At 46.1% G+C, this 20,101-nt stretch carries 20 protein-coding genes and 1 pseudogene; 7 read left to right on the top strand and 14 right to left on the bottom strand.

The window, feature by feature from the left end:
• The first annotated feature begins 377 nt into the window (after window positions 1–377).
• The 7 genes from QUB44_RS17195 (at window position 378) to QUB44_RS17165 (ending at window position 10,498) form a co-directional block, all read left to right on the top strand.
• Window positions 378–3,557, top strand: coding sequence for a GAF domain-containing protein (locus QUB44_RS17195; RefSeq protein WP_333369557.1), 3,180 nt, complete (start codon window positions 378–380; stop codon window positions 3,555–3,557).
• A gap of 453 nt (window positions 3,558–4,010) precedes the next feature.
• Window positions 4,011–4,559 (top strand): inorganic pyrophosphatase, encoded by a 549-nt coding sequence (locus QUB44_RS17190; protein ID WP_333053499.1) that lies wholly within the window; start codon window positions 4,011–4,013, stop codon window positions 4,557–4,559.
• Window positions 4,560–4,719: 160 nt separating this feature from the next.
• Window positions 4,720–6,048: a serine/threonine-protein kinase gene (locus tag QUB44_RS17185; protein ID WP_333369556.1), complete on the top strand. Its 1,329-nt coding sequence runs from the start codon at window positions 4,720–4,722 to the stop codon at window positions 6,046–6,048.
• A gap of 143 nt (window positions 6,049–6,191) precedes the next feature.
• The gene (locus QUB44_RS17180) at window positions 6,192–7,613 is read left to right on the top strand and encodes a serine/threonine-protein kinase (protein WP_333369555.1); all 1,422 of its coding nucleotides are present in this window, start codon (window positions 6,192–6,194) and stop codon (window positions 7,611–7,613) included.
• A 364-nt stretch (window positions 7,614–7,977) separates the two neighbouring features.
• The gene (locus QUB44_RS17175; RefSeq protein ID WP_333165423.1) at window positions 7,978–8,490 is read left to right on the top strand and encodes an inorganic diphosphatase; all 513 of its coding nucleotides are present in this window, start codon (window positions 7,978–7,980) and stop codon (window positions 8,488–8,490) included.
• Between the two features lie 512 nt (window positions 8,491–9,002).
• On the top strand, window positions 9,003–9,911 hold the full coding sequence (locus tag QUB44_RS17170; RefSeq protein ID WP_333369554.1) for an MBL fold metallo-hydrolase: 909 nt from the start codon (window positions 9,003–9,005) through the stop codon (window positions 9,909–9,911).
• A gap of 20 nt (window positions 9,912–9,931) precedes the next feature.
• Window positions 9,932–10,498: a diheme cytochrome C gene (locus QUB44_RS17165; protein WP_333369553.1), complete on the top strand. Its 567-nt coding sequence runs from the start codon at window positions 9,932–9,934 to the stop codon at window positions 10,496–10,498.
• 232 nt (window positions 10,499–10,730) lie between these two features.
• Here the strand turns inward: QUB44_RS17165 and QUB44_RS17160 are convergent, their stop codons facing one another.
• The 14 genes and pseudogenes from QUB44_RS17160 to QUB44_RS17105 form a co-directional block, all read right to left on the bottom strand.
• Complete coding sequence (locus QUB44_RS17160) at window positions 10,731–11,156, bottom strand: hypothetical protein (protein ID WP_333141183.1); 426 nt, start codon at window positions 11,154–11,156, stop codon at window positions 10,731–10,733.
• A complete protein-coding gene (locus tag QUB44_RS17155; RefSeq protein WP_333312909.1) occupies window positions 11,143–11,367 on the bottom strand; it encodes a hypothetical protein in 225 nt (74 codons plus the stop codon). The genes QUB44_RS17160 and QUB44_RS17155 overlap by 14 nt, the downstream gene beginning before the upstream one ends.
• Before the next feature lie 15 nt (window positions 11,368–11,382).
• A complete protein-coding gene (locus QUB44_RS17150; RefSeq protein WP_333101671.1) occupies window positions 11,383–11,481 on the bottom strand; it encodes a BrnA antitoxin family protein in 99 nt (32 codons plus the stop codon).
• Window positions 11,462–11,620 (bottom strand): hypothetical protein, encoded by a 159-nt coding sequence (locus QUB44_RS17145; protein ID WP_333369582.1) that lies wholly within the window; start codon window positions 11,618–11,620, stop codon window positions 11,462–11,464. Before QUB44_RS17145 ends, QUB44_RS17150 begins: the two co-directional genes overlap by 20 nt.
• Window positions 11,621–11,643: 23 nt before the next feature.
• Entirely contained in the window at window positions 11,644–12,204 is a 561-nt protein-coding gene (locus tag QUB44_RS17140; protein ID WP_333369552.1) for a Uma2 family endonuclease, read from the bottom strand.
• 46 nt (window positions 12,205–12,250) lie between these two features.
• The gene (locus tag QUB44_RS17135; RefSeq protein ID WP_333369551.1) at window positions 12,251–13,408 is read right to left on the bottom strand and encodes a phosphodiester glycosidase family protein; all 1,158 of its coding nucleotides are present in this window, start codon (window positions 13,406–13,408) and stop codon (window positions 12,251–12,253) included.
• 138 nt (window positions 13,409–13,546) lie between these two features.
• On the bottom strand, window positions 13,547–16,672 hold the full coding sequence (gene ppc / locus QUB44_RS17130; RefSeq protein ID WP_333369550.1) for a phosphoenolpyruvate carboxylase: 3,126 nt from the start codon (window positions 16,670–16,672) through the stop codon (window positions 13,547–13,549).
• Window positions 16,673–16,884: 212 nt separating this feature from the next.
• On the bottom strand, window positions 16,885–17,010 hold the full coding sequence (locus QUB44_RS17125) for a hypothetical protein (protein ID WP_333369548.1): 126 nt from the start codon (window positions 17,008–17,010) through the stop codon (window positions 16,885–16,887).
• 82 nt (window positions 17,011–17,092) lie between these two features.
• Window positions 17,093–17,317 (bottom strand): hypothetical protein, encoded by a 225-nt coding sequence (locus QUB44_RS17120; protein ID WP_333369546.1) that lies wholly within the window; start codon window positions 17,315–17,317, stop codon window positions 17,093–17,095.
• 103 nt (window positions 17,318–17,420) lie between these two features.
• Window positions 17,421–17,732, bottom strand: coding sequence for a hypothetical protein (locus QUB44_RS17115; RefSeq protein ID WP_333369544.1), 312 nt, complete (start codon window positions 17,730–17,732; stop codon window positions 17,421–17,423).
• 120 nt (window positions 17,733–17,852) lie between these two features.
• A complete protein-coding gene (locus QUB44_RS17110; protein ID WP_106333563.1) occupies window positions 17,853–18,305 on the bottom strand; it encodes a SitI3 family protein in 453 nt (150 codons plus the stop codon).
• A 23-nt stretch (window positions 18,306–18,328) separates the two neighbouring features.
• Window positions 18,329–18,610, bottom strand: a complete 282-nt coding sequence (locus tag QUB44_RS31200; protein WP_445299457.1) for a CdiA C-terminal domain-containing protein — start codon at window positions 18,608–18,610, stop codon at window positions 18,329–18,331.
• A gap of 715 nt (window positions 18,611–19,325) precedes the next feature.
• Window positions 19,326–19,502 (bottom strand): annotated as a pseudogene (locus QUB44_RS31195) (SitI3 family protein); the annotation flags it as partial.
• A gap of 224 nt (window positions 19,503–19,726) precedes the next feature.
• Entirely contained in the window at window positions 19,727–20,041 is a 315-nt protein-coding gene (locus QUB44_RS17105) for a CdiA C-terminal domain-containing protein (protein ID WP_333369543.1), read from the bottom strand.
• Window positions 20,042–20,101 lie beyond the last annotated feature (60 nt).

Genomic DNA, 20,101 nt, shown 5'->3' with positions numbered 1-20,101 from the left:
TCTACCACGAACAGAGCGCGGTAAATGGTTGTTTCGGGGGCATCGAACCCCACTCAACAAGCGGCGAGACGACCTGTTACCCGACGCTGAACGGAGTACCGTGGAGCGAGTGGGACTTATGTTCTCGCGCTCTTATTAGTTAAACAAGATTCGCATTCTCTAAAAAGATTGCAGCATTCCCACAGCCTCGTTACTCGCCCACCCTCCGTTCAGCAGCAAGGTCAACTGAATTTCCCTTGCCTTGTGGCCGGAGTTCTGTAAACTGGGAAATACTTTCACACATACTTGAGTCTTGTGCGACAGGTGACTCACTAATCAACTTCCCCGCTCTCTTGGCTTAGAGACTAACCCTTACACTTAAGCTTCTGTAAAGGTCTATGAAATCTGCATCTTCCACCAATTACTCTTCTCTGGACAACGTGATTGATGTCGCTGTTGTCGGCGGTGAAAATCATCAGGAACATTATTCTCCCCCGGAAATTAGGAGCAGTGCAATTATCCCGCGCCAAGGAAACCTCTCTGGCATTCTTGACCTTCTAAATAAGCAAAGTTTCACAGTAGTAGTTAAGGAAGTAGAAGACAAACTTAAGGTTGTCAATCAAACCCTGGGAATGCTCGACAATATCCTGGAGAGCGAGGGATTTGATGCCATCCTCAACGAGATGTTGCAGTCGATTACCCTCAAAACAGGGGAATTGCTGAATGCCGATCGCAGCACGATATTTTTATTAGACGACGAAAAAAATGAACTCTGGGCGATCGTCGCTAAAGACGAAAATGGCAAAAACCTAGAAATCCGAGTTCCGGCCCACGTGGGCATTGCAGGAGAAGTAGCCACGTTCCAAAAAGTGGTTAATATCCCTTACGATTTTTACAACGACGAACGATCGGCTAACGCCAAAAAAACTGATGAAAAAACGGGCTACCGCACTTATACAATGCTGGCAATGCCCCTGATTAATGAAGACACAAAAGAGTTAGTAGCAGTTGTTCAACTGATTAATAAACTAAGACCAAACCACGAAAAATACCCGACTTTAGACGAACAAATAGACAGGCACGGATTTACGAAAGAAGACGAACAAGTTTTTAAAGAATTTGCTCCCTCGATTCGCCTAATTCTAGAATCTTCCAAATCTTTCTACGCAGCAACTCAGAGACAACGAGCAGCAACGGCGCTGATGAATGCCGTCAACGCTCTTTCTCAGAGCAGTTTAGACTTAGAAGATACCCTAAAAAGGGTGATGGATCAAGCCCAAGAACTCATGAACGCCGATCGCAGCACCCTGTGGCTGATCGACGAAGAGAAAGACGAACTGTGGACGAAAATCCCGATGGCCGGCAACTTGAAAGAAATTCGCATACCCAGAACCGCCGGTTTTGCAGGCATCGTCGCCCAATCTAGCGAACCACTGCTGATTCCCTTTGACGTGTACGACGACCCCCGCGCCGCCACTTCCAAACAAGTAGATCAAAAGTCTGGCTACCGCACTTGCAGTATGCTTTGTATGCCAGTCTTTAACTCGGACAAAAAATTGATTGGCGTCACCCAATTAGTTAATAAAAAACGACAAGGAGAATTCCCCCCCTACAACCCCCAAGATTGGCCTCACGCCCCCGAACAGTGGAAAGCGAGTTTCAATCGCAACGACATGGAATTTATGAAGGCGTTTAACATCCAAGCAGGAGTGGCGCTGCAAAACGCCAAACTGTTTGCAGAAGTCAAACAGCAAGAACAAAGACAAAAAGATATGCTGCACGCCTTGACTAACGGCGTGATTTCTACAGATAAAAAAGGCAATATAGTAGCGACCAATCCCAGTGCCAAAAAATTACTGGGTGTCAGCGATGCCGAATTAGCCGAAGGTCAATCTTTGCGCGAGTTAATTAAGTTAGAAAAAGGCGATTTTGCCAAATGGTTTGACGCTTCTTTGTCTCCCGAAGACGATAAGGACCGCCAGCAGTATTACCCCGATCAAGTTTTGCTTACCTTGGAAGGAGAAGGGCAGAGTATCAATCTCTCGATTAATTCAATGACTGACGCTACCGACCCCAACAAGGTCAACGGCGCGTTAGTCGTCATGGAAGATATTAGCAGCGCCAAGCAAATCAAAAACTTGATGTACCGTTACATGACTCCAGAAGTAGCCGAAGCTTTGTTAGCTTCAGGAGATACTGGATTGGGCGGTAAGCGCAAAAACGTTTCGGTGCTGTTCTCAGACATTCGCAGCTACACCACACTTACGGAAAAATTGCAAGCCGAAGAAGTGGTAGTGATGCTGAATAAATATTTTGAAGTGATGGTAGATGTCGTATTCGAGTACGGAGGGACTCTCGACAAATACATCGGTGACGCTCTGATGGCAGTTTTTGGTTCTCCAGCGCCCCTAGAGGATCATGCTTGGTGCGCTATGCAAACGGCGGTGAAAATGCGGGAAAAACTGGCCCAGTTCAATCAAGAGCGTAAGGCAAATGGGGAATTGGAGATCGGCATTGGTATGGGCGTACATTCCGATGAAGTTGTCAGCGGCAACATCGGTAGTAGCAAACGCATGGAATTGACTTCGATCGGAGACGGCGTTAACCTCGCCTCTCGCTTAGAAGGCGCTAGCAAGCAGTACGGCACCGACTTGATCATCAGCGACAATACTTACAGAGATTATGCCGATCGGCTGTACGTGCGAGAACTCGACTTTATTACTGTCAAAGGCAAAAGCGAACCCGTAATCGTTTACGAACTCGTCGGCATCCGCGAGGGATACTCGCCAGTGGGCAAGTCACTAACCGAAACACAGCAACAAATTATAGAACATTACACGAAGGGGCGCGAACATTACAAATCTCCAGTCAGCCAAAGACTCTCAGAAAGTGAGGTGAAAAACATCTTAAAGGATGTCGCCGAAATGCCGGAGGCAGAGATTAAGAAACTTTCCTACAATTTAGAGCAACAGTTGGAACACGAACTCAAAAACCTGTTATATCAACTGAAAAAGCTGTCAGAGTACGACCCGAAAAACCTGTCCGAAGCAGACAAACTCATCGTACTGTTGCAGCCAGAAATCCAACTGCTGAAATTGGAAGGCATCAAAAACCTCTCGGAAGACGAAGCCAAAATGCTGCTGCAAGCAAAAATCAAGCCCCTATCAGCAGACGATATTAAATACTTGCAAGAAGGCGAAGTCAAAAAGCTGTTGGAAGCAGACATCTTAGAACCATCAAATCCCCAAATCAAGCGGTTGAAACCCGCAGAGATCAGGCAGCTATTGCAGGCGAAAATTAAAAGTCGAGCCTGCGAGACAGTTGCAGAAATGTTAGATGAGGAATTTGAAAACCTGGGACTCGATCGGGTGAAAAAACTGCTGAGCGAGTTTAAGAAAGCCTTAGAACCAAAAGCCAAGCAAGCCTTTAAAGACGCTGAACGCGAATTTAACGCCGTTCTGGAAGTTGACCCGAAAAACAAGGCAGCTAAATTGCACGTCGATCGCTGTATGTTATTTCAACATGGGTTTTCAGACGTACTCAACTGGGATGGTGTGTGGAATCTCACAGAAAAATAGCAGTAGCCCACAGCAAATGCGGGCGGTAGCGTCAAGGTTCGGGGCGGGGGCGATCGCGATCGGGGGTGCGCCTCCCATCCCACCACCAATTAACCTTAATATCCTATTGAGGTAATTGTAAATAAGCTCCAACAGGTATTATGGTTATATAACGGGATTTGAATTTGCAAGCGAGATGCGGGGGTTTCGCCCTACGTGTTTCCTTCGCACTACCTACCGCAACAAACTTAGCACTTCTATTATTTGAAGCGCTTAAAAATAGTTATGACTGGCGGCAGCGTTACCCGGTTTCTGAGAAAAATCTTGGAGAAAGGCGACGAAACATCCGCTCAAAAACCGGGTTTATCACCCCGTCCGCCTAAGTCTTAATAGCGTTAGTGGCTCCTAAAAAGAGCTTCCTTCGCAGATAGTCAATGTTCTAGTCTTAGATATAGAAAACCACTAGCGTCAGTTATGAATAATTGGAATTCGCAATCGGGAGATGTTGAGTGGGTAGATCAGGTTTACCAACTATTGCTGGAGATTGCTCGGAGCTCCCTGTCAGATATCCCCAGAATCCCGGAAAATATCACTGTTAAGGCTATTCCTCTGATCCAGAAGGTACAAACCATTCAACAAAGACCTGACGGGCAAGTGTTCAAATCAGGTTCCTTTTCAGTAAACGATCACGAATGGGTCGATCGAGTCTGTCAACTATTGGTAGAACTAACCAGCGCGTCTTTGTCCGAACAGCCCAAAATGCCGGAAAACCTGGCAGGCCGATCTTTAGCCCTCGCCGATCGAGCACAAAAGATTAAAGAAGACATCGAAGAAAATGCAGCCCAAACCCCAGCAGATGAAGAGGACAATTCCTTACAGTCTCCAGACGCGCTGCTTTCCCTCTTGCACCACAGTTTGAAAACTCAGCGCGCCAAAAGCTACAACCCCGATGCCCCCGAATGGCAGCAAGTCTTGAGCCTGCTCGACGTAGTGCAGTCAATTTATAAGCAAATCCAAAATTAAATTCCAGCTTAACTCAGGCGCTTCTTGATTGTGCGAGAAAGCTGGCTTTTAAAGGCGGTTGCTATTTGACATAAAATTTTTTTTGCCCTAGCCCAAACATTTCCGATTATTGCACTTTTGTCAACTACACTAGGTTTAATCGGTTCTAGGGCAAGAGAAGATGAGCGGAGAAAACATCGGCGATTTGTCAAAAGAAATATTAGCCGATCGCTATCAGTGCGATCGGCGGCTCGGCAAGCAAGCAGGAAGACAAACCTTACTCGCCCGCGACTTAAAAACCCAACAGCAAGTAGTAGTCAAACTCCTGTCATTCAGCAGCGACTTTAACTGGGAAGACTTAAAACTGTTCCAGCGAGAAGTCGAAACCTTAAAATCCCTATCCCATCCCGCAATTCCCCGATATCTCGACTCCTTTGAAATCGACACGCCCAAGCGCAAAGGATTCGCCCTAGTTCAGACTTACATCGCAGCCAAATCCCTACAAGAATATCTCTCAGACGGCCGCACCTTCAGCGAAAGAGAAGTCAAACAATTAGCCACAGCATTATTAGACATCCTCGCCTATCTGCACCAGCGACAGCCCCCCGTCATTCACCGCGACATTAAACCCAGCAATATTTTACTCAAGAATCGATCGGGCAACAGCGTCGGCGAAGTCTACCTAGTTGATTTCGGTGCAGTTCAAACCCTAGCAACCCAACAAGGGAAAACAGTCACAGTTGTCGGCACGTATGGCTATATGCCGCCCGAACAATTTGGCGGGAGAGCCGTTCCAGCTTCGGATTTGTACGGCTTGGGAGCAACATTAATCGCTTTAGTTACCAAGCAGCATCCGGCCGATTTGCCGCAGAAAGATTTGCAGATCGAATTCGAGCAATTCACCCAACTAAGTCCCGCTTTTACCAATTGGCTGAAGTGGCTGACCCATCCCAGTTTAGAGCGCCGTCCAGCCTCAGTCCAAATAGCAAAAGAAGTTCTAGACAAACCACAGCAAATAAATAAACAGCAAATAAATAAATATTCCCTGCCATTGAGACAAGTAGAAACGGTGGATACGGCCTTGTTCCCGACGGCGCTCTTTTTCAGCACTTTGGCAGGACCTCTAGCTGTAGGAACTTGGGTAGGAATTTACAGCACCTTTCTTTTTGTGTTCATGGGGATAACTTTTTTCGGCAAAAGCCTCGAAATTCCGTCCATTCTGTTCTTGCTGCTGGGGTTTGGAAACGGAATAATCGTAGGAATTGTGACGCGCTTGTGGTTTTTTACCCCAACTAATCCCAAACTTCACCAGCAGGTTGTAAATGCAATTAGTATCGTATTCTGTACCTCGATAAGCATCGCCTTCTTTCTGATGATGGATCTGAAGGAGCTAGAGGATTCCAGTGATTATGTTGTCTTCGTGTTTGCACCGTCGCTAATTGCAGGACTGTCAATGGGAGCAATCAGCAAGTATATTGCCAGGTTCTATCAAAAAGCATGCGAACGGTAATCTAAAATTGAGATAGGACTTACGCACTCCGACTTTCAGAAACCGGGTTTTTGGCGAATCTGGAGGTGGCAACGAAGTATTTTCCTAAAAACCCGGTTTCTGGGTTCCGATCTAACCTTTAATTAAAATTAAGGTACAAAAATATGAGTGGTAAAATATTAGCAGAACGCTACGAAGTGCAGCGAGAACTGGGAAAACAAACTGGTCGCCAAACACTGCTAGCTCGTGATTTGCAAACTCAAAAATTAGTTGCGATCAAACAGCTATTCCTCGGTAGCGATTTTGAATGGCAAGACCTCAAGCTATTTGAACGAGAAGCGGAAACTTTAAAAGCACTTTCTCACCCAGCAATTCCTCGCTACCTCGACTACCTGGAAATTGACGAACCTGAAAGTAAAGGATTTGCCCTGGTACAGACTTATGTAGAAGGTAAAACTTTGGAACAGCATTTGCGGTCGGGGCGTACTTTTAGCGAAAGCGAGATGAAAGAATTAGCTAAATCGCTGTTAGAAATTTTGATTTATTTGCACCAGCAAGAGCCACCTGTTATTCACCGCGATCTTAAACCCAGCAATATTTTACTGCACAGCAGATCCGGTCACTCGGTCGGACAAGTTTATTTAGTTGATTTCGGTTCGGTGCAGAACCAAGCTGCCAAATTTGGCGGCACAATTACAGTAGTGGGAACTTACGGATATATGGCACCGGAACAATTTGGCGGGCGCTCGGTTCCGGCTTCCGATCTCTACGGTTTAGGTGCAACTTTAATTTATTTGGTAATAGGTTTGCATCCCACTGATTTGTCGCAGCAGGATTTGAAAATTCAATTTGCCGATCGGGCAGCCCCACTCAATTCTAATTTAATTGATTGGCTGGAGTGGATGACAGAACCGAGTTTGGACAAACGGTTATCTTCGGCTGGGGAAGCATTGCGATCGCTCGAAAATCCCCGCATTATCAACAAAAACCCTAGGGCGGAACAGCTACCAGGCAGCAAGATTAAACTCACAAAAACTTCTGAGTTTATAGAAATTGTAATTCCGCCACAGGGACTCGGTTTTGGTTTAATTACCCTGTTTTCTGGTGCGGTGAGTCTGAGTGTATTCTTATTCTGGTCTATTTACCTTGAAGTGATAAAAATCTATTATTTAAAGATACATTCGCCCTATCTTTGGATTCATGTCACACTAGAAGTATTAAATATTTTAATACCAGGAATAATATTACCTGGGGTAGGAGCAATTTTTATATTTGCATTATTTCGGGAATTGCGTCTCAGAATCGATCGGCAGCAAATCTCCTATACCAGCCATCTGCTGAAGTGGAGATGGAATTGTACCAACCCAGCCTCCAGAAAGCAAATTTGCCAGTTGGAAATTGAGACTACGCTTGATCGGCAACATAAATCATACAGAGTTACTCAGTTGATTATTCAAGCGGGCAGCCGAAAATATGAACTAGGTGGACTATATGGTGGACTAAGCGAATCAGAAATCGATTGGTTAGCAACAGAACTTAGCCAGTGGTTGGGATTGAAAATTAAAACAACTTTGAAATATAAGTAGTAGGACACAATTAATTACACAAAACTATGGGCTACAAGCCTTGTCTAGCAAAGAATCCGTGTGTAATTAATTCTGTCCATTTACTTAGTAAAGCAACTGAACCCTAGATAGAAAAATATCTCCCGATCGCCAAAACAAAGCATTGCGCCCTCAACCTGTGGGATGGGTCCCGCCCGTCCAGTGTATTTGCCACGCAGGCGAGAGACCCCACAACCCTCATCCTCAAATTGTGCCACGCCGATCGCACTCCTGGGCTTTCGGTCAATCTCATGCAACCGTCGGCCCCGATCGCCCGTAAAATGCTATCAAAGGGATTTGGCAAGTAGCACTCATCCCAATCATCTGTTAACTTGGAGATATTGTTGTGGACTTATCGCTAATTCCGGCACAGCCGAAACCAGGACTGCTCAACGTCCTCATCGAAATTACCGCCGGTAGCAAAAACAAGTACGAATTTGATAAAGACTTGCAAGCCTTTGCTCTCGATCGGGTGCTTTCTTCCTCAGTCCAATATCCGTGCGACTACGGCTTCATACCCAATACCTTAGCCGATGATGGCGACCCCCTCGACGGCATGGTAATGATGGATGAGCCCACATTTCCAGGGTGCATTATCGTAGCCCGTCCGATCGGAATGCTAGAAATGATCGACGGAGGCGACAGGGACGAGAAACTTTTGTGCGTTCCCGACAAAGACCCCCGCTATGCTCACTATAAGTCCCTCAAAGACGTAGCACCCCACCGCTTGGACGAAATAGCCGAATTTTTTAGAACCTACAAAAATTTGGAGAAAAAAGTCACGGAAATTCTGGGTTGGCAAGATGTTGATCAAGTCATGCCCTTAGTGGAAAAGTGCATCGCAGCCGATCGCAAATAAGCCCCTAGCCCGCACTCCTCGACTGCAACCCGACAAAAACTCAGGAGGTCGAACATAAGGCGACCGCTGCACGTCTAGGGATGCAGTCGAGGAACGGGTAGCTAGAATGTCAAATCAGTCGTGAATGCCGAGTCACCGGAACGGCATTCCTCAAAACCCCGCCCCGGCCCCAATCTTGAAAAAAATACTACTCATAGAGTAAGATTAAGCGCAAATTCTACCCCTAGGGAATGCTTTTACGTTTGAGGAAATTTTACCCTAAAACTCTTGTTCGGCGCTATCTTAATCTCAGAACACAGAAAACGCCGGGCAGCCCGCAGGGTGCAAAAAATAATCTCTCAAGCGTGACATCTTCTACACCAACCGGTACGGTTTAGGATTCTAACAGCCCAAGTGTTCCGCACTCGGATGGTTTCCCGATAAAGCGCTTTATTATAGTACAGATTGCTAAAAACTAGAAAGTAAAAACTAAGATTTCAACTCCCAAGTTCCTGCCGCCCAAACTAAAAAAAATGCCAGATTCCGCACCCTCTCTACCCAATCCACAGCCTTCCGATGGCAAAGCCACAATGGAAAGTAGTCCTTTGACCGAGTTTGTCGTTCAGTTTTGGGGCGTGCGGGGCAGCATCGCCACCCCCGGCACCAAAACAATTCGCTACGGAGGCAACACCTCTTGCGTAGAAATGCGCTTGGGCAAAAAACGCCTGATTTTTGACGGCGGCACCGGTCTGCGAGTTCTAGGCCTCAATCTGCTGCGGCAAATGCCGGTGGAAGCCCATATGTTTTTCAGTCATACTCACTGGGATCACATTCAAGGCTTTCCGTTCTTTACTCCCGCCTTTATCCCAGGGAACTGCTTTCACATTTACGGTGCGATCGCCCCCAACGGCACTACCATCAAACACCGTCTTGCTGACCAAATGGTGCACCCCAATTTTCCCGTCCCCATCCAAGTCATGCAGTCCGACCTCAAATTCAACGATTTGACCCCTGGGGATATTCTCGAACTCGACGATGTGAAAATAGAAACGGCACTGCTGAACCATCCCAACACCGCGATCGGATATCGAGTCACCTGGGAGGGACACACAGCCGTCTACTGCACCGATACAGAACATTTTCCCGATCGCCTCGACGACAACGTGTTACACCTAGCTCGCAACGCCGACGTGCTGATTTACGACGCCAACTACACCAACGAAGAGTATTACGATTTCAAAACCCCAAAAGTCGGGTGGGGACACTCGACTTGGCAAGCAGGAGTAGAAATAGCCAAAGCTGCTGGAGTCAAAAAAATCGTGATGTTTCACCATGATCCGGGCCACGACGACAATTTTCTCGATCGTACAGAAGCAGAGGTGCAGGCAGCGTTCGCCAATAGCTGCTTAGCCCGCGAAGGCATGAGCATACCAGTAATTTAACCAAAAATAAATTCAGAATTATGAAACAGGAAAAACCCCGCAAACGTCGCAGAGTAGGCTTGCGGGGGCTTTACTCAACGTTGCTAGTGTTGATAATTATCTGCTGTACCTGCGGCGGATGGGTTGCAGCTCAGACTGCCTACTCTCGCACTCCCGCGCGACTTGCTCAGGTGTCTTCGATCGAGGATACTGGAACTGTCGATCGCATTCCCGAACGCTACCAACTCGGACAGCAACTGTACCTAGAAAACTGCGCCACCTGTCACATCGCTTTACCGCCACAAGTATTACCTACAGAAACTTGGCGCAGATTGCTGCAAGATTCCCAACACTACGGACAAACCATCAAACTGCTAGTAGACCCACCCCGCATCCTAGTGTGGAACTACCTGCAAACTTTTTCCCGTCCCCAAGCCAAAGACGAAGAAATCGCCTACCGAGTCGCCAGTTCTCGCTATTTCAAAGCTCTGCACCCCAAAGTAAAACTGCCACAACCCGCAAATATCAGCAGTTGCGTTACTTGTCACCCCGGCGCATCTCAATACAATTTCCGCAAGCTTACCGCCGAGTGGGAAAACTCTCCGTAAGGAATGCAGGATTGAATCACAAACTATTGAGTAGGGAGGTTATGCGAGCTGATTAAGTTGTGGGTGTATCGCGCTAAGGCGGATGAAGAGATTTTAGGCCCACGGAAAGTCATTGTAATTATGTAATTCTGAGCGGAGTTTACTTGCAGAGCGTAGTGTCAATCTCGACTCAAAAAAATTAAGATTTTCCCATATCTATGCTGCAACCCACCATTTTATCATATTCATAATCTTAACTATCCCTAAATTTAGGACACACTTCAAACGCCAACTGTGAACGATAAAAACAGACATCAAACTCCATAAAAAAGTTTAACTGGCCTAAAATAATAGGCGGCTCGTTAGATTTAGCCCAAGCAAAAGCCAAACGAACAGGTGGAAAATCGCTAATTTGTCCCACAACAGCTAAACCCCTTGCTTCCACTGGCGCAAGATTACCTGCTAACGGAATTGAAAGCGTTTGCTCCTCCCAAACAGCTCCCAACGCTAAACCAACATGGTACGGTAAAACATTAAGACTCGATCCCGTATCCAACAAACCCAAAGTCTCCGAAATACAATCCCGATAGCTTAAAGTTATGGGTACACAGGGAAAAAAATTAGTTTCTCCTGCTTGATTCCTTCGTTCGATAAAAGAAAATCGTTTAGAATTTCGCATTTTCTTTCGTTTCTTCTTGTTCTAATAAACTCATTAGTTTCTGGGCAGCATCACCATAATCATAAGGCGACCAAACACGATAACCCGCGCCATTATCCAATGGCTTTAACATTTCTTCTTTCGCCAATTCAGCCATTAAAAATTGCATCATTTGAAACTTCTCGGCAGGGGATAACTGCCGAAGTTGGTCTAATAATTCAAGATTTGACATAAAACGCCATTGAATTCATTTTTCTATCTTACCACGACCTTGAGGTTTAAACCACTCCAAAACATCACTGTCTATGCGTAAGGTGAGTTGAGCTTTAGTCTGAGGGTTGGGCAAACCTCGCCGAACTACTGCTAAGCGCAAACATTTTAGGCGTAATTTCAGGGCAATCAGATAAATCAATATCTCGATCGCTTATGGCATTGAGGCGTTGCGAGTCAGTTTGAGATTGGCTCGAAGTAAATTTGTTGTTCATATTTGGTTGCTGTAAAACACAAACTAAACAGGCAAAAACAGTTCGGAAAAACTAATTTCAATCTCAGGAAAAGCTAGCATTCTCATCACAGCATTATCTGCAACAACTATCTCAGATTGATAGCCTCCCGGTGCAGGATTCCGGTAAATATATGCCTCGCGCGCAGCTACATCTAAAATCCAATATTCAGGGATATTTGCTCTAGCATAAATCGGAGCTTTTTCCCGGCGGTCAATTTGTAATGTCGCGTAAGAAACTTCAATTAACAGCAAGATTTCGCTAGGATTTGGGTGATGGTCGCGATAAGCACCCGGATCGATACAAACAACTGCTATATCTGGTTCCGGTTCCGAAGTTGCTAAAGTAATTGGCAACTGCACGCGAATTGCTGCTAAATCTCTTAGCAAATGTTGTAGATATCGATCGCTGCGTTGAGTGGTAGCAGCATGGATGGGTGTTTGGGGACTCATTTCAACAATTCTTCCATCTAACAGTTCAATGTTATCATCTTCATTGAGAATCCCAGCTTCAATCATGCGGTGATATTCTTCTACTGTCCAGATTTTTTCTCTTGTTGCTGTCATAATCTTTGCCTGCAAAAGCTTACTTAATATTATATCAATTGTGAATTCAATCAAAAAAAACGGACGGATTGGGGGAAGGTCGAGATCCCTTTTGAAAGCGTTTCCAAGACTGTTTTAATTGAGCAGGAGCCGGATTATCGCGATCGTAAACCACCAGCACATTCGTCAAATTCCGTCCCGGCGGCAATAAAATCTGCCCTTGATGAGCCAAACCCACCGAAGCGCCCCCGTCCAAATTCATCGCTTCAAAACAGCCGTAGCTTGCGGGGCGGGACGCCATCGCCTGCATAACTTTAGCTTCTGCTTCCAAAGACAAACTGTCAAAGAAAGTCACCAAAAATAACTTATCTGCGGAAGCCGGAAAGCCGATCGCCGTTCTCGAACCCACGCCCAAAACACCAGCATCTTTAAAACCTTCCGATAAAGGAGACAGCCAAACTTTCCCCCCTTTAACCAATCTCGGCCCGCAAGTCAGAGAAAACCAATATTGACTCCAATCCGGCTTACCTTCAGTTCTAGCCGTCACCATTTCCAATTGATTTCCCGCTTTAATTCCCAAAGTCGTGCCGTAATTTTCCCATCTGCTGTATTTCATAAACTTACCCGCCGCCACCATATTTCCCAGCACAGATTTCTGCTCATCTTTACCAAAAAAAGTCCCGTTAGCAACAACAGCAGCCCGGTAACGCGACACCATATTTTCAAAAGGTTCATCACCCCGCGTGACTTTAGAAGTATTTGCAAAACCTGCATTATTAGCTAACCCAATTGTGATATAAATTTCGGGGTCTGCGAGGTCAATAGTTGTGAGATAAAAACTTGCGCCAGCTACATTTTGGCGGTCTAGTTGTACGGGTTTTGCTTGCTTAGCGGAACGTCTGATAATTTGAGGTTGAGACGGCTGTGCAGCAGGAGAACTTTCTGGCGCTTTTACAATAGGATTACTCGGCAGAGGTTGATTGGTTTTTCCCGATTTTACGATGGGATTGTTAGGGAGAGGTTGAGGAGTTTGATTTGATTGTATACTGGATAAAAAAGCGAGTGACTTTTGCCACACTTGACCCGCGAAAGTCAAGAAACTATCTCGGTTTTGGGCGATCGCAAAATAGTCAGCCGCCACCCGCGCCAAAGCTATGCCCGTTAAAAATAAAAAAGTGCGCCGCAGCATCGGGCGACAACCTTCAGACTGTTTCCGTTTAGACATAAAAAAATCTCAGCTAGGATAGCGAACAGTTTCCTATGGCTGTGACTACAATGGGCGATCGCCCGAATTCTGAAACTACCAGTAGCAAGGTGCTCCATCGCGCACCTTGCTACTAATTCAAAACTCAAAACTATTTCCCTAGCCGGTATTCCGCATCCCCGCAGCAATACCATTAATCGTCAGCAGAGCTCCCCGCAACAATTCACCCTTGCTGTAACGCGAGTGAATCACCCCCGGAACCCCGCCACTACCATGCTGCCGCAAGCGTTTCAGCAGCGAAACCTGCAACAAGCCCAAAGGCACAATCGTCGCATTTCGCAACTGCACCGATCGCTGCAGGGATGGATCTCCGTCCAACAAACGTTGGTGTCCGGTAATCGTTAAAACCAAATCGCGAATCAAGTGAAATTCGGCAGCAATTTGATCGAATAAAGCCTTAAAACGCTCCTTATCAGCAGGCAAAGCTAACTCCTGGACGTAGTGTTCTGCAATCTGCAAATCCACCTTAGATAAAGTCATTTCTACCTTAGAAATTACCATTCTAAAAAATGGCCATTTCAAGTAGAAATACTGCAAAAGTTTCATGTGTTCTTCCGGTTCCTCCAGCAAAAACTCTTGCAAAGCTGTGCCGACACCGTACCAAGAAGGCAGCAAAAAGCGGCTTTGAGTCCAGCTAAACACCCACGGAATTGCTCGCAAACCGCTGATGTCTTTTTTACCCCCGCGCCGGGCCGGACGAGAACTAATTTGCAACTGGCTGATTTCTTGAATCGGGGTAACTTGGTGGAAGAAATCGACTAAATCCGGCTGTTCGTAGATTAAATGGCGGTAGTGCGATCGCGATTTCACCGACAACTCCTCCATAATCTCATTCCAAGGGTCGATGCCATCAAAACCCGTGTGCAGCAAACTAGCTTGAATTACCGCAGCCGCCACAGTTTCCAAATTGTAAAGCGCCAACTCCGGCAAAGAATATTTAGAAGCCAAAACCTCGCCTTGTTCGGTAATCTTAATTCGCCCGCTAATACTCTTTCCAGGCTGAGCCAAAATTGCCTTGTAAGCAGGCCCGCCGCCGCGCCCTACAGAACCGCCTCGGCCGTGAAAAATTCGCAACTCCACACCGTGTTTTTCCGCAACCATTTGCAAAGCCTTTTGAGCTTTGTGTATTTCCCAATTGCTGCTGAGAAAACCAGAATCTTTATTGCTGTCCGAATAGCCTAGCATCACCTCTTGCAATTTGAGAGTTTCGATTGGACATTGGATATTTTCTTTGCTTTTTCCCGCTATTTCCTGCGCGTATCCTCCTGCTAGCAAAGCGCGATAAAGCGGCAGATCAAAGATTTTTTGCATTACTTCCGGCGCTTTTTTCAAATCTTCCACCGTTTCAAACAGGGGAACTACTTGAATACTGCTAACTCCGGTCGCCGGATCGTAAAGTCCCGCTTCTTTTGCTAACAGCAAAACCGCCAGCAAATCGCTGACATCGTGGCTCATGCTGATGATGTAAGTTTCGCAAATTTCCCGACCAAACTCCTGCTGCATTTGTCGCAATATTCGGAAGGTATTAATCGTCTCGCAAGTTTTGGGAGAAAATGGCAATTCTGCTGGAATTAAAGGGCGACGAGTTTGCAGTTCCGTTGCCAGCCAAATAATTCGATCGCATTCCGACATTTGATTGTAAGGCTTTGGCAAAATTTGCAAGTATTCAGCAATTTCGCTCAAAGCATCCGAGTGTACTGTTGACTCTTGGCGGATATCTAGGTAAGCCAAATTAAACCCGTAAATTTCTACTTGGCAGAGCAGATTTTCCAAGTCTCGACAGCTCAAACCTGTTTCCACTAAATTGTGATCGATGAGCTGCAGCTCGGCTAAAAACTCAGCGCCCGATCGATAAAGGCCGGTCATTCCGGGATGTTCTGACAAAGCTTCGCGTTCCCGCTGCAACTCGTCTCCTTTGTAGAGCCGCCAATTACGATCGCGCGTATTTTCCAGCCGCTGGAGCACGTAGGCCAGCTTCAATCGATAAGGTTCTTGGCGGTAGCGGATTGCCCACTGCTCGTAAACCTCTGGGAATTCCGATTTATCGCGATCGAGAGATTCCAGCAATTCCGGCAGTACGTCGCTCCAGTGCAGCGACAAACTCAAAAGTTCGTTCAGCCGCTTCACCGCGCTGATGTACTTTTCTAGCACTAAGTGGCGCTGATAGCAAGCCGTTTGCCAAGTAACTTTCGGAGTGACAGAAGGATTGCCGTCCCTGTCCGATCCCACCCAAGAACCGAACTTGCAAAAATTGTAACTCGGCGGTTTCAGATAAGGATAAGAAGCGTGCAGAGCTTGCTTTAATCGGTGGTAGAGTTCGGGAATAGCATCAAACAGAACTTCATCGAAGTAGTGGAGAGTGTACTCCACCTCGTCAAGTACAGTCGGCTTGAACTGGTGCAGTTCGTCAGTGCGCCACCAGAGGCGAATTTCTTCCATCAGTTGCTCTTGGAGAGCCGCCGCTTCCCAGCAAGACACCGGGTAGGGGCTTTGAGAGTCGGCCCCAAGTACCTGAAATTTCTCGTCAACTTGGTCTAGCTGTTGGAGAATCTTCGCCATTCGCCGCTGCTTGGTGCGGATCGTGTGGCGGACAATTTCTGTCGGGTGAGCGGTGAATACCAAGCGGATGTCTAACTGATCGATCAAGCGCTGGATTTGCTGGCTGGGCACGTTCAAGCGCAGCAGCATCGGGAACAGTTGGTGAAAAGTGCCGGCATCTCGGGCGATCGTCTCACTGCTGTCTGCATTGCTAAAAGCTGTTTGGGTGGGGCTTGGGCCTTCCCTATGCCGGGGGCGATCGGGGGCATCCGTTGCTTGTCCTGGCAGCTTAGAAAACATCCGCCCCCCAGCGTCGTTGCTGCTAGCGTAAGCTAGCTGTTGGTCTCGCTGTTCGTAGTGCTGTTCGACAATGTTGATCAACTGAAAATACAGTGCAAAAGCCCTAGCGGCGCGGATGGCAGCGTTGAGATCGAGCTTTTCGATTAGCTGTACGACATTCGACTCGCGAAAGTGAGTGGCTTGTCCCTCGGCGGAATTGACCGATCGCATTTGTTGGAGCAAATCCACCAATTCCTGCCCGCACTCCTGTCGCAGCACCGATTCCCACAAGTCCTCTACTACTTTGAGGCGATTTCGCAGAAACAGGTCTGATTTTGAGTAAGCGGGAAAAGGGGAAATAGATGTTGCATCAATAGCCTGTTCTGAAGACTGGAGGACTGAACTCATCGGGCTGTTCCTCAATAGCTGCGGGTGTCAAGAAAATTGTATTGTTTAGTTTCGCCTAAAACACTTTTGTTTGCAGTCAAATTTGAGACAACTTATTGCAAGGTAGAAAGTAAAAGGCACTTATTTACAAAGTATAAGGAAAAATTAATTCTCACTGCACGGATTGTACCGATTGTCAAGCTTTCAGGTTCGTTGATTTGCGATTTGAGATTTTAGACGATCGGCGTGAGACGTTCTACGCGATCGCGACTCGACGCGATCGCGTAGAACGATTTGAGATTTACTTCAAACATGAATCTGGACTCTTGAACTAGGGTCGAAAATTTTGATCTCTCCACGACAGAAGTCGGGGGCTGGTATCCGTTTTTGGACGGGGTAAAAAAAATTAACTTCTAGCTGCAGCATCCCGACTTGGGCCTTCTATTCCTGTGATTGAGGAAAGTTGAGCACGGGGAGGCGCGAGCCCCGAAAGACTTCTTCGCTTTCAACGCCGATCGACGCAACAAACTCAGCAGCAGCTTTAGCCACCACCAACCCGCCCAGCATGGGTAAGGCGACCAAGCTCAATAAAATGTCTGAGGGAACTGGCAACTTTGGACTGTTAGGTGTTTGAGTTTTGAGCAAGTCTTGGTTTTCCGACGGCATAAATCTTTCCTGCGTATTCTGTTATCCCTAGTTTACAAGCTAGGGCGGGTTTTCTTGCCTCGTTGTATCCTAGATTGGGGCGAGATCCGTGTTCATCCAAGAATTAGTGCCGTGTCATCGCACGCCAGGCAGGGGTGCGTGCTGATATCCCCTGAAGGATGTGACACAAAAATGAGAGGATACGACTATCACCCCCAGGATCGAGAGCCCGATCGAAGGCGCCTACAAAAGTTTGATCGCCCCCAGAATCGATCGCACAGTTCGATCGGCGGCGGCAAAGTCGATCGCCCTTCCTTGTCAAACTATCGATAATAATTCGATTGCACAAAATTGCTCTCCTGCAAAGTCGATCGGCTGAAAGGAAATTGTATCCTGTGTACGATCGCCCGAGGGGTATAAAACTATCAACAATCATGCGATCGCACAAAACAACTCGCTTGTAAAGTCGATCGACTCAAAGGAAGTTGTGCCCGGTGTACGATCGCCCGAGTCAGGTCAAACTATGGACAATGATTCTCGCGCACAAAACTGCACATTACGAAGATGGAAGATTGCGGATTTCATAGGGCAGTGTCACTTCAGGAAGTAATTCTGTAATCCAAGGGTTAAATGCGTCATTTAGTAACAGATTTCCTCCCAGCCTCTGAAGCACTATACTTTCACCGTTGAATAGCAGCACTGCATCTTCAGATATCTGGCGCAGCAACTCAACGGTTACTTGGATCATAATCTGATCGGCTTTTTCACGATCTGCGTTCGAATTAATTCGAAACCAAATACATATATCCGGGACAAATCCAAATTCTTCCTCAATAAGAGATTGACGAACATCGAGCGCATGATCGGCCCCTACTAACATTCCTGAACCAAATAAACAATGTCCATAAGGTTCAGAAGCCCACTCTAACTCAAATCCTTTAGATACCATATCTAAAGCTTGGAATGGTTCTAGTATAGTTGCTATATAGAACAGATAATCTATAGCCATTTTTTTTTCTACGCTCTATGCTTTTATGGGAAAAAATGGAGGATTATTCCACCTCTTACAACAATTATCTCTTGGAGCTTTGGTGAGGGATATCGATTAAGTTGCGCCTGTATATCTGCAAGTGACGCTTGAGTATCATCAAGATTAAGTACAAACCTGTCGGCTTGCTCCTGAAAATTTTTTTCTTTCAATCTTGAGATCATCTTAGCCGGAGTTGAAGTAGTTGGCGCGTAGCAATCAAACACTCTGCCTTCGATTTTGTAGTCCGGATTTCTTGAACCACTAACTATCGGATTTTGCTCCACATTGTAGCAGGCTTTAGTAGGGTTGTGCAATCGCGGTCTAAGGCTTGTACCTGCTCGGTCGGACCCAGACGGGTTTCCCCTGTCGGCGCGTTTACCATGATTTCGATCTCCTCCCTGTCTTGCGGCTCGCTAGTTGGGGATTTTTAGGTGCTTGACCTTTCTTTGCCCCTATATCGGCTTTTAGGTCGATCGTCCCCTAACTTCTATCTTAGGAAGGGTCTTGCGATCGGGCGTCGAACTTTAGGTGAATTTTAGATCCCCATCGAAAATTGAGGAGTTCGAGCGAGTGTTGAGTCCGCAATTGTATTAAAAATCACTCAATTTTTGATTTATATGGGAATCGGAGCGTCATACAAAAGTTCGATATCCCGCTCCCGGGAAACAGAAAATCACTTAAAAACGGGCTCTCGACTCAAAGGAAGTTCTACCCGCTTGTTCGAAATCCCGTTTGTTTAATCAGCCCTCACGCCCGTCATACGAAAGTTCGAAATCCCGTTTGTTTAATCAGCCCTCACGCCCGAACCAGAAAATCAGCTAAAAAGGGGTTCTCGACTCAAAGGAAGTTGTACCCGGTGTGCGAGATCCCGAGTCAGGTCAAACTATCGACAATCAGAAACAGCGCACATTCATTGCACATTACAAAGATGGAATATTGCGGATTTCATAGGGCAGTGTCACTTCAGGAAGTAATTCTGTAATCCAAGGGTTAAATGCGTCATTTAGTAACAGATTTCCTCCCAGCCTCTGAAGCACTATATATACTTTCACCGTTGAATAGCAGCACTGCATCTTCAGATATCTGGCGCAGCAACTCAAAGGTTACTCGGATCATAATCTGATGAGCTTTGTCAAAATCTGCGTTCCTATTGAGTCGAAACCAAATAGTTATCTTTGGTACAAATCCAAATTATTCTTCAAGAATAGATTGACGAAGAGCGATTACATGATTGGCCCCTACTAACATTCCTGAACCAAATAAACAATGTCCATAATGTTCAGAGACCCACTCTAATTCAAATCCTTGCGACACTATCTGTAAAGCGTGGAACGGTTCCATAATAGTTGCTAAATACAAGTCATAGTCTGTAGACATTTTAACTCCTACAATCTATTGTTTTATGGCCAATGATAGATGATGGTTCCACCTCTTACAAAAATTATCTCTTGGATCTCTGTTGGGGGATATTGCGTAAGATTCGCCTGTATATCTGCAAGTGACACTTCTGTATCATCAAGATTAAGTACAAACCTGTCAGCTTGACCTAATTTAACTTTTTCTCTCAATCTTGAGGTGATCTGACCAGGTTTTGCATTAGTTGGCGCATAGCAGTCAAAAATTTTGCCTTCGATTCTGTAGTCCGGATTTTTGGGACCACTAACTGTCGGAGTTTGCTCCACATTATAGCCGGCTTTAGATAAGTAGTCAGACACAATTAATTACACAAATACATAGTAGAATGATATTTCCGGCAAAATTATGAGTTAATTACA

It is taken from the genome of Microcoleus sp. AT3-D2 (assembly GCF_036705715.1).
GTDB lineage: Bacteria > Cyanobacteriota > Cyanobacteriia > Cyanobacteriales > Microcoleaceae > Microcoleus.
This window is presented reverse-complemented; position numbering and strand designations above follow the sequence as displayed.